Genomic DNA, 15,002 nt, shown 5'->3' on the forward strand with positions numbered 1-15,002 from the left:
GCGGCTGGACACGTGTTAGTTTAGCGGGGAAGAACCGAGAAATGCACTAGATCGTACTTATTTCTCCGTCCATTTCTTAGAAATGGACGGCAGTCGGTGTGGCTTAAGGGGCCATACGCTTCCCTACTTGGCAATAAAAAAGACTCGCCACCGAACCGATGGGCGAGTCTCTCAAGAACCTTGATTCAATTAAGCGGAATGCTTAGTTACCAAATGGATCGTCCATACCGGCTCCGCTATCGGAGCTACCGAATGGATCGGAGCTGGCACCGCCACCAAATGGATCATTGGAATCACCACCGGAGTTGCCTCCGCCGAACGGATCGCTCGAACCACTACCAAACGGGTCGGCATTACCGCCGCCGCCACTGGGTGGACCAAACGGATTCGCGTTTCCTCCGCCGCTACCACCGAACGGATCGGCTGCCGGAGTGCCGCCACCACCGGGCGCAGCAAATGGATCGGCGACTCCACCACCTGGAGCTGCGAAAGGATCGACGGCTGGCTTGTCATCCCCTTTCTTTCCTTCTTCCTTTTTGTCACCCTCGGGCGCACCTTCTTCGCTCGCAGGTGCCTTCACGTTGACATGCACCATCGGATAGGGGTGCGCGGCCGATCGCAGGACGACGAGTCGCCCTTTCTTCGTGCCAATGATAACGCGATCGGTTTGGACATTGGTGTAAAAGAAATCGTAGCCAGACAAGTCCAACGTCCCGACCTGAGCACCGGAGTTGATGTCCAGCACGACGAGGTTGTTCGTTTGATCAAGGGCGTAAACGTATTGATCGTTGGCAGCCAGAAACTTTTCGACACGCGGTACAAACCACTTCACGCCGCCATCTTCGATACTGAGTTTATAGAGCCCGCCTCGCTGCAGCGCGACAAAAACCGAATCGCCAATGGCAATTGCCGAGGTATCGATCGGCTGCCCGCACGAGAACCGCCACTGAATGCTACCATCGGTCGCATAGATGCAATAAACGTAGCCAGTCTCGGTCGTAAAGAATAAACGCAAAGGATTTTCAAAGCTTGGAGGTGCGAGGATCTGACCGCTGGATTCGATGCGATAGCGAATCAAAGGCCGATCGGCATAGCCAACGTAGAAGTAGTCGCGATCAGTAGCCCAGGCAACCGAAGTCTTAGATGCGATCATCGGTTTGTGGATTTTACCGAGGGACTTATAGCGAGGCGTCAGTCGCGGCCCCCCTTTGAAGTCATAGGCAACCACTGTGCCGTCGAGCAGCGGAACGTAGGTGAAGTCTTCCCCAACGACAGGACCGGCAATCGGAACGCCTTCCAGCTTTCGGTTCCAGACCAACTCGCCGTTGCTACGATAAAGGCAATTGAGAGCAAAGTCATTGATGGTGAAAACAAACTCATCGTTCGCGTCCGGCGTCGGCTGGGGATATCCGCGACGCCCATACAGCTTCGACCACTCCGTTCGACCGGTGCGCCCGTTGATCGCCATCAACATTCCGGCGTTGCTTTGAGCAAGGAAAGTAACTTCAGGAATTTCCAGACGACTGACAACTGGCTTTTCTTTGCTTTGGTCGAGACGAGCGACATACTGATCGGCCTTGGCCTTGGCGCCAGCTTCGCCCAGTGGTTCTCCGAGGATGCTCAATTCATTAGATGCAAACGTTGCCGACCGTCCAGCATGCTCCACTTCGAAGACAACCAAAGGGTTTTTCAGGCTGACAACCTGTCGAAAAGTTTCGATCTCGGAACGATGCGGGTCAATCGGCATTTGGCCGGTCCACATCTTCTCCAGACCCAATCGCTCCAACTCTAAAGGAGAGAAAGTTCGCGGACCCAACTGAGCTAGGGCCGGGCTCGCAACCAGCATTGCCAGGGCAAATAGAGTCAGCCGCGTAACGCATTTCTGAATGTGCATAATCGTATCTTGCTTCCTTCGGCCGGCCTGAATTTGGTCCGACTATCGGTGTGGAAACTATTGCCAGACAAGGTCCTTCGCCGTCTGAAACCGGCGGCGAGGATGGAATTTAGATTTTAGGTCGAATAGAACGCCAACAATGCGTCCTCTTCAATCATAACACTCGATTAGGAAATACCTTGCCGAGTTTTTTCATCTTAATTCAGATACCTCCGACCGTCACGTTTTCCCCCAGGATTTCGCTAAAACCTTGTTTTTCCACGTTTCTAGGGGTTCTGCATCGCCTAGACCCCATCGTCACTGGGCTCTACCATGAACTTTTGCGGGAGGACACTCCACTCTCGTGAGGGGAAAGCAACGGTCGTCATCAAAGAAACGGGCTGCCCCCTCGCATTAGGGTATCGTATTCAATCACAGTGGATGGTTCATGGGTGATCGAACTGAAGAGAATGTTTTGCTCGAGAAGCTACTCGGCTACCTTAATTTCTCTTCCGGAGACTTCGACGCACGCTTCGCCACGGCAATGGACCGCCTGTTTCGCCAAGTTGCTGAAATAGAGCCGGAAAACCCCACCTGGCAATGGTCGCTAGCAGGGAACTCTCTGAAAGAGGGCCTGGCTCGTCTGAAGACCTCGTCTACCGCTTTAACCCAGAGCACCCAGGCCGAGACGGCTCTCCACTATATTTTCGACGTGGTCCTGCCTGGCTACCTGAAATTCCACCACGATCTCCTGTTTCACCAGAGCGGCGAGAGCTTGTTCTCTCCGTACTTCGTCGTGCGTGTTGCACAGGTCGTTCTGGCGCAGTCGGCCGAGTGGGACAACGAGGCCCTCGTTCTCAAGAACTGCCTCGACCAATTAAATGACTATATCGGACACCGCCCGGTCCCGGCGCTCGAAACCCGCAAGACCGAGCCCTACACCCATGAATATTGCCGCCCTATTCCGATTTGGTTGAAAGGGGCGGGAGCATGCCAAAGTCGACATCAAGAGATTGTCGAAAAGACCTTGGAACTGCTCAATGGTACGGCTCCTGACATCTTACAAGATGCCGGCTTCGATCCTACGAAACTCGTCGAACTAGCGATCGATCCCCGAGCCTACGATTTCGAGCATCCGGTCAACAAACGCCCTAACTACCAATTTGGTCAGTGGGATCCCGACAGCATCGACCTGAGCGGATATTACAACCGCTTTGTCGTACAGCAAGTCACCCTGGAAGCACTGACTGATCGCGTTGACCGCAACCCACCTGAGAACTTGAGCCATGACGAGCTCGTTTACGAAGGGGCGGCCGTGCTGGCTGGCGTTATTCTCATGGGCGCCGGCATCTGCGGCAGCGGGCCCGGTGCTTATGATTCAGAAACGACGCTATCGAAGTTAGTTCCCGTAATCGCAAACTACCGCGATCGCTTTTACAACCAGCTTCTGGACAACTGTCCCGAGTCGATGACCCAGCGGCTCAACGAAGAATCTATCCAGCGACGGCAACCCTTCGGGGCCGCCCGCCAGCATTTGAATGCTTACCTCAGTAATCGTCGGGCCAAACAGCTTGCTCACGTTCGTCTGGCCCTTATTTTCTCGCGGATGGGTTATCCCGATGCGGCTGGCAAGCAAGTCGATATCGTCCCGACTGCCTCTGCGCGGATGCAGTGCCGGATCGAGTGCTTCATCACGCTCGCCCATCAGGCCATGCGTCGCGACGACTTGAATGAAACGATCGAGTACATTCACCGAATCGTCGATCGTCTACACCGGGCGATTGAATGCGGCGCGATTGTCGATCCGTGGAACATCCTGGGGTTCGATGGTCAGTTCAGCTTGTTCCCTGCGTATGAAAATAGCGTCCGCGATCATCGCGTCGACGATCTGGCCCGGATGATTGAACAGATCTTTGATCTCATGTCTCAGGCACTCAGCGAAGCGGCTGTTCGCGATGACGAAGCAGTTCGTTCAAAAACGGCATGGGCGTTTGAAGAGTTCAGCATGTGGTGGCATCAATTCGCCACGCACGAGCTTTCCAGTGTCGACAGTCCCAGCGGAGACGACGCGTTCGCGGCTGCCCGGCGGGTGGCTGATGCCCTGCGTTTGTGGCACAAAGCCGGGGCCGAAGCTGGCGATATTGCCTTCTGGTCGCCGCACGTCGAAATGTTTGATTCCCCCAAGGCTTACGGGCTAGTGATTCAAGCACTACTCGAGCGAAACGACTTCGTCACGACGATGGCCTTGTTGATGCACTGGCTCGAACATGCCGACGAGATTCCGTTGCATCATCTCGATACGTCCTACTTCAGCATCGCAACGCAATGGATTCTGGCACTGCAGAAACACCGTGAATCGCAGCCCAGCACGCCCGAGCATCAGGCCGAAACGTGGCAGATGATTCAACGTTTCATGGATTTCCAGGAAGCCAACGCCGGCATTTTCAGCCGGGTTCCGGGGTGGTTCTCCAAGCAAGCGAAGAAGGGCCAATTCGACGAAGAACTCGACGCCCTGTTTCAAGGAGAAGAGCCGAGCGAAGACGACGACATTTTTCAGGCAGCCTACGAAGACGTCACTTTCACGGATAGCACCGACGATGGAAACGAAGGGGCGATCTTCGAAGGGGGCACCAGTTCGACCGAATCGAGCGAAGACCTCCAGGCCGAATCACGCCGCGTCAACATGCACATCTCGTTTCTGAGTTGTGTCGCCCAACAGTGGCAGATGGCTGCGTTTCAGGCGATTCGCACCAACGGCGAGTCGGTCGTCGTCGAGAAATTGCTACAGTGGCGAGAGCAAGCGATCACCAACTATCGCGAACTGCTGGAACTTCTGCTGATCGTCAACCAACATCAGTTGAGCGATATTAGCGGCGATCACCAAGAGATGATCGAGTACGATCGTCAGCGGGCCGTGAAAGAGTTCATGCTCGAACGGATCATCATGACGACGGTAAGCACAGCCTCGGCAGCGCGCGTTCTCTCGTCGGTCGTAGCCGTGGTTGCCCCGCAGCATAAGCAATCGCTGGAGAATCTTGAGAAGGAAATCGGCGCCGAACAATCGCTGGCCGTCGATCTGCTGGCCTCGATCCTCGCAGGCGATAACGAGGCCGTTCAGCAGCACTTCCCGCCGATGCTCAACACCCTGAAAGACAAGCCACTACTGTATGTGCCGATCTCGAAACGAGGTGGGCCGCTTCGGATAGTCTCGACACGCGTCCGCCAATCGACCCTCCGAGAACTGCTGCATTGGTTGCCCCGTGTCGGGCAGTACGACTTTTCGCGTCAGTTGCTCGACACGGCGCGGAAGATGGAAAACGACAACCCAATCGGTCCCGGAGCGATTACCGAGTTCGATGCGTTGTTTGAAACAGGCTTCCTGGCGATCATCGATGCCGTCGTAGCTTCCTCAGAAAGCTGGGAAGTTGCCAAAGAGGGTTCGTCAGAACTCGACAGCGCGCTGGTCGAATGCCTGGAACATGTCACGCAGAACCTCCTGATTGTATGGCTTAATCATAGCCGCACACTGCGTTTGTCGGCAGTTGAGAAGTTTTCCGACCCTGGACAATGGAAGCTCGTTCAAGCTTTCATTCAGCGGTACGGTGCCGACCTGTTCACGCAACACTTTTTTAACCGTGGTAACATTCGCAGCATCTTGCATGGCGGCGTGGAAACCTGGATCGAAAAAGTTCGCCAGCAATGGCCTGAAGAAGACTGGCCCCTGTTCATTCAGGCCATGGGAACCAATATCAATCGAACCGAAGCGATTGCGTGCTTCAGTATGGTGTTAGAAGCAGTCCTGGAGAATTTCGCCGAGTATCGCGATTACAACAGCACGACTACGCAGAGCGACCGCGGCGAGTACCTGTACATGTTCCTCGACTTCCTACGTTTGCGGACCGCCTACGATCGGGTCTCTTGGAATCTAAAACCGATTGTCATGACGCACGAAGTTTTGGTTCGGACCGGGCACGCGGAAGCAGCCCAGATGTGGCGCAAAGCGTTAGCGGATCGCATTGAAGACGAAGCAGACAAGTATGTGCAGAAGCTTGGCACACTACAGCGCGAGTACGCCATGCAAATGCCAACAGTGGCCGATCGTATCAAGGAACGTTTTGTGCGACCGTTGGCAGTCGACCGGATCTGCTCGCTAGTCGAACAAGCGATGACCAACATGGGCAGCGAAGACGCCGACACGGCTTTCAAGCTTCTTGTCGACGAGGCAGAAGCGTTGGTCGAAGAGCCCAGTGGCGTGGGGCTCGATATCCCGGCTTGGCTCAAGGCCTTAGATGAAGAAGTGACCAAGGTCGAACTCGAAGCTAGCTTCTCAACCGAAAACGAAGCCTGGCAACCTGGCGAAGCGATTCCGCTCAGGAAACTCTCTCTGGAAGAAGTTCACGATCAAATCGACAGCTGGACCACCCATTTCCCTTCCGGTGGAGACGACGAAGAGGAATAATGGGTTAGTCCCTCAGATCTTCTCCCCTCGCCTCCTTGGTGAGAGGGATAGGATGAGGGACTGAAGCAGGTCCAAAGATCACCCCCTTATTCCCACAGACAGTGGAGAGGGGACCAGATGTCGTGAAACAACAGGTACGAATCAATGAACTTTCGAGTTGAAATTCCCATCTACCGGGGGCCGCTCGATCTTTTGTTGTACCTGGTCCGCAAGCACGAACTTGACATCGTCGACATTCCCATTGCTCAGGTAACCAAACAATATCTGGCCTATCTGGATATCCTCAAGGCCATGGATGTCAACAGCGTGGCCGACTTCCTAGAGATGGCCAGCACGCTGATTGAGATCAAATCGAAGCTTGTCCTGCCCCAAGCCGAAGACACAGACGAAGAGGCAATTGACGATCCGCGCGAACAACTCGTCGAACGTCTTTTAGAATACAAGCGATTCAAAGACGCCTCGAGCTTGCTGGAAGATCAAGGTCGCAACTGGCAGCGGCGTTTTACCCGCATTGCCGACGACCTGCCACCGCGCAAGGTCGATATGGCCGACCAACCGATCAATGAAGTCGAGCTATGGGACTTGGTAAGCGCGCTCAATCGCCTGCTGAAAGACAATAAGGCCCAACAGCCGACCAATATCGTTTACGACGACACGCCGATCCGCGTACACATGAAAGTCGTTCACGAGCGGATCGTTCAAGAGGGAAAGGTCCGCTTTCACACTCTTTTTCCGCCAGATGCGGCCAAGACCCGAATCATTGGCATCTTCCTCGCCCTGCTGGAACTGATCCGCCACTATAATACGCTGGCACATCAGGACGAGGGCGACAACGAGATCTGGCTCACCGCCGGCGAAGGATTCTCGGCGAACGTCCAGTTTGAAGATGTCGATGAATACAAATCAGGAATAACATCTGCGGAGTGAACCTAACTTCACAGAAGGCCGTCCTTCCCTTCCTCGACCCACGGCACCTCGATTAGGTGTGAACCGCTTTCATGGCGATTTGATACCGAATTAACACTGGCCTGCCCGATCGAGGGTGATGACGAAACACGACGAGATACACAACTCAAACTTTCACGATCATGCTCGACAACGCACCACTGCGAAAAATTGAATTTAACGGACTGACGATCGAGGGCTATTCCCGCGCGGCCGTTCAAACCTATTGGCGCATTCCCGAGATGAAGCTCGGCTTCGATCTTGGTCTACAGCCGTGGGACTTCATGGGCACGGCAACGTGGTTTGTTTCCCATGCCCACCTAGATCATATCGCTGCGCTGCCGGTGTATGTCTCGCGTCGCCGGTTGATGAAAATGCCTCCTCCGGTGATCTATATGCCGGAAGTTGCCGTCGGCCCGGCGCTACAGGTACTCAAAGCTTTTAGCCGATTGGATCGCGGAAAGATGCCGTGCACCATTCATCCTGTTCAGCCAGGAGACGAAATCGAACTCTCGCGTGAGTTGGTCGTCAATACCTACGAGACCAAGCACACCGTCCCTTCGGTTGGCTATATCGTTTCTCAGCGACGCCGAAAATTAAAAGCGGAGTATCAAAAGCTTCAAGGAGAGCAAATCCGTGACCTGCGAATTAGTGGCACCGAAGTCACCGAAGAGCATCGTCATCCGCTCTTGGCTTACCTGGGAGACAGCCGAGCCGAGGCAATGGATGACAATCCGCAGTTCTATGAAGCGGACATTCTAATTATGGAAATGACGTTCGTCTCGCCCGAGCATCGTAAGGAAAAGATCCACAAAATGGGTCACATTCACTTAGATGACGTGGTGGCCCGCCAGACTCGTTTCCAGAATCAAAAGATCATCGCCTCGCATTTTAGTACGCGGTACAACAATCGTCAGATCCAAGAGCATGTCAAAGCCAAGCTGCCGGACATGCTCGACGGTCGACTGCATTTATGGTTGTGAGCGTTCACTTCTCATGAGCGACCCCCACGCTATGAACGAGTCGCCGCGTAGTGCTTACATCCATGTCCCCTTTTGTACGCACCGCTGCGGCTACTGCAACTTCACGGTCATCGCAGGCCGCGACGACCTAACCGCTGCTTACCTGGAAGCGATCGAAAAGGAACTTCAACAGCTCGATCAGCCGCACGAGGTCGACACGCTTTTTCTAGGAGGTGGAACTCCGACCCACCTTTCGCCACCAGAACTCGAGCGGCTGCTTTCCTTGGCAACGACATGGTTTCCCTTAGCCGAAGGTGCCGAGCTAAGCGTGGAAGCCAATCCGATCGATATCACACCAGAGAAAGTCGCCGTCCTTCAATCCGCTGGCGTCACTCGTGTTAGCCTGGGAGTTCAATCGTTTCAACGTGACAAATTGAAACTGCTTGAGCGGGATCACGACCGCGCCCAAATAGAAGCCGCCGCTAAGCTCCTGTTACCTCGAATTCCCAATCTCAGTTTCGACCTGATCTTTGCTGCCCCGGGGGAAACACTGGCCCAATGGGAAGACGACCTTCAGTCGGCCATTCAGCTGGGGATTGCCCACATTTCTACCTATGGCCTGACGTTTGAAAAAGGGACGACGTTCTGGAATCGTCTTCATCACGATCAGCTTCACGAAGTCGACGAGGAGCTTCAGCGCGAGATGTACTTGGCCGGTATCGACCGTCTCACGGGGGCCGGCTTTGAGCACTATGAGGTCTCGAACTTTGCCCGACCTGAACACGAAAGCCGCCACAACATGCAGTACTGGCTGGGCAAGCGTTACTTCGCCGCAGGGCCAGGGGCTTCACGACATGTGGGTATGATTCGCGAGACTAACCACCGAAGTACCACCGCCTACATCCGCAGGATGCATCAAGGCAGTTCGCCAGTGGCAGAACACGAAGAACTGACATCGCAAATGAAAGCCAGAGAACAACTAGTCTTTGGTCTTCGAATGCTCGCAGGTATCCACATTCCCACCTTTAAGGAGGATACTGGAATGACTCCCTGGGAGTTATGTGGGACAGAAATTGACCAGTTCCTGGCTATAGAACTACTAGACTATAGTTATGAGCGCTTACGATTAACGCGTGAAGGACTACTACTGGCCGATACCATCTGCGTCGAGCTCATCTGAGCAGACACCCCTTAAGGCACGCCCAAGCACCACTCGGCAGGGTGCGGCGATGCCCATCCCGGCATACACAATCCACATGCCTACTTCGCATTAAAGTTTAAATATCTCTATTCGATCATGATTTGTACTTTGTAACGAAGTACTACTTAGGTAGAGTGAATAGAAGTGAAGGGAAAAGATTTTCACACTTCACGCAAAACTATTTCTGCCCACCATGGTTCAACCAGAATAGCTCTCGACGAAAGAAACGTTCGACTGCTCTTCATCTAACGGAACAAATTGTCGAGGCGTCGATTGCATCGCATTGGGGATGTTCCCTGGCGATGCCACACCCCCAATCTTTGGCCAGTTATCCTGGGAGTGACGCCATGATTCAAATTAAGCATCGCATTACAGGCGAAGTCCTGTACGAGATTGAAGCAGACGCGTTGGCAGGTGCCAAACTCGTCGGCAAAAACCTAGCCGGGGCCGACCTTTCCTCGCTGATACTTCGTAATTGTGTTTTTGATAGTGACAATTTAGACGAAGTCTCTTTCGAGAATTCTGATCTTGAAGGAGCCAGTTTTATGGGTGCCAGCGTGAAGCATGCCTGCTTCGATGGTGCCAATATGGTTGGCGTCACCATGACCGACTCGATACTCAACGAGTCTTCGCTCAAAGATACCAACCTTACCAAGGCTAACCTGCGTTACGCCAAGTTTCACAACTGCAATCTTTCCGGTGCTCGATTGGTTGAAGCCGACATCAGCATGTGTGATCTGCGTTGTGATTTGCGCAAGGCGAATCTTACTCGAGCGGATTTGCGTGGGGCGAATCTAACCGGGGCTGACCTTACCGGGGCAAAAGTCGATGAAGCCGACTTTACCGACGCCTCGATGATCGACGCTCACCTCGATGGCTGCTACGTCGAGAGGGCCATCAACGCATGTGCTAAGCACAAACCCTTTAAAACTAAGCCACATGTGGTCAAACGGCCTTGGTGGATGGTGTGGGCGACCTAGTCGTAGCCTGCCAGAAATATCGACCGGCAACTAAGCGAGAACTTGTTCGATCACGCGACCGTGCACGTCAGTCAAACGGAAGTCACGGCCTTGGAATCGATACGTGAATCTCTTGTGGTCGATCCCCAGCAAATGTAAGAGCGTTGCGTTCAAGTCGTGCACATGAACGGGATCCTTCGTGATGTTGTAGCCTAGCTCGTCGGTCGATCCGAACTCGAAACCAGGCTTCACCCCTGCTCCGGCCAGCCACATCGTAAAGCAACGGCTGTGATGATCACGGCCGTAGTCGTTGGTATCGATCGATCCCTGGGCATAGGCGGTTCGGCCAAATTCACCTCCCCAAATAACCAGGGTGTCTTCCAATAATCCCAGACGAGCCAAATCGTTGACCAGCGCCGCCGATGCCTGATCCGTATCACGACATTGCCGAGGAAGTTCGGCATTGATGCTGCGATGCTGATCCCAACCGCGATGAAACAGTTGAACGAATCGAACGCCTCGCTCGGCCATACGGCGTGCCAACAGGCAGTTGGCAGCGTAAGTCCCCGGCTGCCTGGCGTCCTCCCCGTAAGTCGCAATAACAGATTCTGGCTCATCTGAAAAATCGGTCAGGGTCGGAATCGACATCTGCATCCGATAAGCCATTTCGTACTGAGCAACGCGACTCTCGATTTCCGGATCTCCCACTTCGGCAGCCTGCCGCTCGTTCAACGCGGCCAGAGTCCGCAGAACCCGACGTCGATCATCCTTTGAAATGCCAGCCGGGTTATTCAAATACAGGACAGGCTCGCCGCTACTGCGAAAACGAACACCTTGGTAGCGTGAAGGGAGAAAACCGCTCGACCACAATCGATCGAAGATCGGCTGATTGTTCAACGTGGCACTACCCTGGGAAACAAGCACGACAAAAGCCGGCAGTTCTTCGTTCTCGCTTCCCAAACCATAGCTCAGCCAACTCCCCAAGCTCGGTCTGCCTGGTAGTGAATGCCCGCTGGCCAGAAGAGTCAAACCGGGATCGTGATTGATCGCATCGGTATGCATCGAACGAATTCGACACAAATGGTCGGCGATCTTGGCCTGATGCGGAACCAGTTCGCTAAACCACATTTGGCTCTTACCATGCCGGGAAAACGCGAACTTGCTGGGCGTCAGCGGCAAAGAATCTTGCTCGGCAGTCATGGTTGTCAGCCGCTGCCCCATACGAATCGACTCGGGCAACTGCTCTCCGGCGAGTCGCTCGAGTGCCGGCTTGTAATCGAAAAGATCGTGCTGAGAGGGCGCTCCTGATTGGCAGAGATAAATTACTCGCTTCACCTTGGGGGGAAAATGTGGCAGAGCAGGTTCTTCTGCCTGAGCATGCGCTGTCGTCAACGCGTGCATCGCTAGTGCGCCGAGCGATACGCCGGCGGTTCCCAGGAACGAGCGTCTTGTTTGACGATCTGCGATTTGTCGAAAGTCATCAAGCATTTAAGGAGTCATCACCGCTTCATCTAGATTGAGAATTGTATGGCAAAGCACCGTCATCGCCGCCAACTCGGGAGTCGAGTCGACAACCGTTTCCCCTTCACTTAGCCACTCGTTTGCGGCTTGGCGATCGTCGGCAAACCTGCGTAGTTCTTGCCGATACAACGCTGCGAGCATTTCCAACTCATCCGTGTCGATAGGCCTCGAGAGGATCCTCAAGAATGCCTCAGCAATGGCTCGCTCGATTTGGTTTCCATGCTTCTTACCAACGTCGCAGGCCAATACTTTGGCGGCTTCCACGAATGTCACATCATTCAACAATACCAATGCTTGCATCGGTGTATTGGTACGGCTCCGCTGAGCCACACAGATCTCTCGATTCGGAGCATCAAAGGCCGTCATGTTGGGCGGTGGACTCGATCGCTTCCAATAGGTGTAGAGACTTCGACGATAAAGTCGATCTCCCTGATCCTGTACGAATCGCTGCGCCGTAAATTCGCTCCCCTTGGAAAGTTCTTCCCACAGGCCTTCTGGTTGATATGGCTTGACGCTCACGCCGCCGATCTGTCGCACCAAGAGACCACCGGCCGCGAGCGCTTGATCTCGGATCGCTTCCCCAGTTAACCGCAAACGCGGGCCCCTGGCCAGAAGCCGATTTTGCGGGTCGGTTTCATAGCGTGTCCTGCCAACGGAACTCGATTGCCGATACGTGCTGCTGGAAACAATCAAGCGATGCAAATGCTTGATATCCCATCCACTGTCGATCAGTTCGCTGGCGAGGTAATCGAGCAGACCAGGATGGGTCGGCAACTCGCCTCGCGTCCCGAAGTCATTGATCGTCTTGACCAGCCCCGTGCCAAAGTAATGTTGCCACGTACGATTCACAACGACCCGGGCCGTCAACGGATTGCCTGGGGCGACCAGCCATTGCGCTAACTGCAAACGATCGCCACTGCCATCAGGCATGCCTTCAAACAACTGCTCCGGCAAGCCCGGCTGCACGACGTCGCCATGCTGATCCCACTGCCCACCAACGCGCATGTGCGTGACGCGAGGCTCTTCTCGCTCGCGCATTACCATGGTCTCAGGAAACTCACGCTGTAGCAGTTCGATCTTCCGCCGTAGATCTTCCATCGCGGCTTCTAGACGCACGAAATCTTCGTTCGTTTCACGCAAGTAAAACTTCTTGAGTCGCAGCGATTGCTCTTCGGTGCGCTGTTCGGACGATTTGGAAAGCAACGCCGCGATCGGATCATCTTCTGCCAGAATCCTTGTCTCCGCGTCCGACCAGATCCGTGAATCAATCCGGATGTCATCCAGCAAGCCACGAACGACTAAGGTCCACTCGCCTAACGTATTCTCACCCTCGTTCTCCTCATCCAAGGGAGCAGGCGTCGTAGACTGCCACTTCAGACGTTTGCCGTTTACCCAGACGCGTGCATTTTCCGGCGAAGTCGGCTCGAGGGCAAACGCCAGATGCTGCCAAACGTTCGTTTCCCACTGGTCGCAGGCTGCTTCCCACGCGATGTTTGTGCCATCCACCTTTTTCAGGATAAGCGTAAACTTATCCTCCGCTTGGACTAATTCCAGATTGTTGCGATTGTCGTCATTCAAAGCGTAGAGAACCTGAGGGCGTGTGACCGTCGGATAAAGCCACGCGGCCACCGAGATGGGCCCCTTGGCATTGCGAAGCAAATTTATTCGAGCGTTTCCGCCGGCCAGTAAGGCCTGACCGTGCTTGCCGGTCGCAAAAGAATCGAAACCAATGGGCGCAATGCCGTCTGGCAAAGGAGATGTCGTGTCGAAGTCAAGCTTCGCGATCAGCTTCTCTTCCGAAACGACTTCGGCCCGGCCTTCCTCCTTGGCTTTCGTTTCCCAGCGAGCCATTAACGGATCGTCGGCAGTCAGATAATCGGCATACGACTGGCGGAGTTCCCCTAGCATTGCTTCCAGCTTGGTAAATTGCCGCTGCTGCTTTCGCGTGGGGCTTTTGATGACCGGCCCCGCGTTTCCGTATTGCCCGTCGAGGCCTTTCTCGTCGATGTTATCGAAGAAGGCCGCCAGTTGGTAGAAGTCTCGCTGCGAGATCGGATCGTACTTATGATCGTGGCACTGGGCACATCCGAGCGTCATCCCCAGCCAAACGGTGCCGGTCGTGTTCACGCGATCGACGACATATGCATGACGATACTCTTCGGCGAACGCTCCGTTTTCGTCGTTCACCGGCAAGTTTCGATGAAACCCGGTGGCGGTCAATTGATCGACGGTCGGGTTGGGCAGCAGATCACCGGCAAGCTGCTCAATCGTGAATTGATCAAACGGCATGTTTTCGTTCAGCGACTCAATGACCCATTCGCGATAACGCCACATGTCGCGATGGCTATCGACGTTGTAGCCGTGCGTGTCGGCGTATCGCGCCAAGTCAAGCCAGTGGCGAGCAAAATTCTCGCCATAGGCCGGCGAGGCCAACAGACGATCGATGACCTTCTGCTCGGCCTGAGGTGACGTGTCGGAAACGAACGTCTCAATTTCTGCTGGCGTGGGTGGCAAACCGGTCAGGTCGAAGGTAACCCGTCGCAGCCAGGCATACCTGGAAGCTGGCTGCGATGGCCCTGCGGCGTTGGCTTCCATCTTGGCTAGTGTAAAAAAGTCGATGGCATGAGAGGGCCAGTCGCGATCCTTGACCACAGGAACATCAGGACGCGCAATCGGCTGCAAACTCCACAGCTCTTGCCACTGGGCTCCAGCTTCGATCCAACGCTTCAGGGTCGCAATCTCTTCCAGGCTCGGCTGGTGTTGCTCGTTAGGGGGCGGCATGCGGACATCTGGGTCACTGGCCACTAAGCGACGATAGAGTTCACTAGCGTCAGAATGGCCAGGTGCGATTTGATCTAAGGCGCTTTCGCGTTGATCGAGCCGCAAATCGGCCTTCCGCGTAGCCGCGTCGGGACCATGGCAAGCGTAACAATGCTGTGCCAGGATCGGCTGCACGTCTCGAGCAAAGTCAACCGCAGGCTTCTCTGCGCGCAAGGCGAGCGAGGTCCCCAGCGCGCACGCCGAGAATACAAGCGATCGAAATAGTCGAACACGAAAAGAATGCACATGCACCCCATCGAAT

General features: G+C 54.5%; 8 protein-coding genes. 5 read left to right on the forward strand and 3 right to left on the reverse strand.

The genetic code is table 11. From position 1 onward, the window contains the following. Window positions 1-202 precede the first annotated feature (202 nt). Window positions 203-1,894: an outer membrane protein assembly factor BamB family protein gene (locus HOV93_RS02185; protein ID WP_207394790.1), complete on the reverse strand. Its 1,692-nt coding sequence runs from the start codon at window positions 1,892-1,894 to the stop codon at window positions 203-205. 427 nt (window positions 1,895-2,321) lie between these two features. On the opposite strand from HOV93_RS02185, the gene HOV93_RS02190 reads away from it, so the two are divergent. From HOV93_RS02190 to HOV93_RS02210, 5 genes are all read left to right on the forward strand, one after another. Next, entirely contained in the window at window positions 2,322-6,332 is a 4,011-nt protein-coding gene (locus tag HOV93_RS02190; protein ID WP_207394791.1) for a hypothetical protein, read from the forward strand. 144 nt (window positions 6,333-6,476) lie between these two features. Beyond that, the gene (locus HOV93_RS02195) at window positions 6,477-7,259 is read left to right on the forward strand and encodes a segregation and condensation protein A (protein ID WP_207394792.1); all 783 of its coding nucleotides are present in this window, start codon (window positions 6,477-6,479) and stop codon (window positions 7,257-7,259) included. 161 nt (window positions 7,260-7,420) lie between these two features. Next, window positions 7,421-8,260, forward strand: a complete 840-nt coding sequence (locus HOV93_RS02200; RefSeq protein WP_207394793.1) for an MBL fold metallo-hydrolase — start codon at window positions 7,421-7,423, stop codon at window positions 8,258-8,260. A gap of 13 nt (window positions 8,261-8,273) precedes the next feature. Beyond that, window positions 8,274-9,419, forward strand: coding sequence for a radical SAM family heme chaperone HemW (hemW, locus tag HOV93_RS02205; RefSeq protein ID WP_207394794.1), 1,146 nt, complete (start codon window positions 8,274-8,276; stop codon window positions 9,417-9,419). A gap of 368 nt (window positions 9,420-9,787) precedes the next feature. After that, a complete protein-coding gene (locus tag HOV93_RS02210; protein WP_207394795.1) occupies window positions 9,788-10,420 on the forward strand; it encodes a pentapeptide repeat-containing protein in 633 nt (210 codons plus the stop codon). Window positions 10,421-10,450: 30 nt separating this feature from the next. Here the strand turns inward: HOV93_RS02210 and HOV93_RS02215 are convergent, their stop codons facing one another. After that, window positions 10,451-11,887: a DUF1501 domain-containing protein gene (locus HOV93_RS02215; RefSeq protein ID WP_207394796.1), complete on the reverse strand. Its 1,437-nt coding sequence runs from the start codon at window positions 11,885-11,887 to the stop codon at window positions 10,451-10,453. Further along, the gene (locus tag HOV93_RS02220; RefSeq protein WP_207394797.1) at window positions 11,888-14,914 is read right to left on the reverse strand and encodes a DUF1553 domain-containing protein; all 3,027 of its coding nucleotides are present in this window, start codon (window positions 14,912-14,914) and stop codon (window positions 11,888-11,890) included. Window positions 14,915-15,002 lie beyond the last annotated feature (88 nt).

The sequence above is a fragment of the Bremerella alba genome (assembly GCF_013618625.1).
In the GTDB taxonomy this organism is placed as follows: domain Bacteria; phylum Planctomycetota; class Planctomycetia; order Pirellulales; family Pirellulaceae; genus Bremerella; species Bremerella alba.

Excerpts from the sequence above, each read along its gene's own strand:
- HOV93_RS02190 (WP_207394791.1), top strand. The coding sequence starts at position 2,322 with ATGGGTGATCGAACTGAAGAGAATGTTTTGCTCGAGAAGCTACTCGGC.
- HOV93_RS02215 (WP_207394796.1), bottom strand. The coding sequence starts at position 11,887 with ATGCTTGATGACTTTCGACAAATCGCAGATCGTCAAACAAGACGCTCG.
- HOV93_RS02185 (WP_207394790.1), bottom strand. The coding sequence starts at position 1,894 with ATGCACATTCAGAAATGCGTTACGCGGCTGACTCTATTTGCCCTGGCA.
- hemW (WP_207394794.1), top strand. The coding sequence starts at position 8,274 with ATGAGCGACCCCCACGCTATGAACGAGTCGCCGCGTAGTGCTTACATC.
- HOV93_RS02195 (WP_207394792.1), top strand. The coding sequence starts at position 6,477 with ATGAACTTTCGAGTTGAAATTCCCATCTACCGGGGGCCGCTCGATCTT.
- HOV93_RS02210 (WP_207394795.1), top strand. The coding sequence starts at position 9,788 with ATGATTCAAATTAAGCATCGCATTACAGGCGAAGTCCTGTACGAGATT.
- HOV93_RS02200 (WP_207394793.1), top strand. The coding sequence starts at position 7,421 with ATGCTCGACAACGCACCACTGCGAAAAATTGAATTTAACGGACTGACG.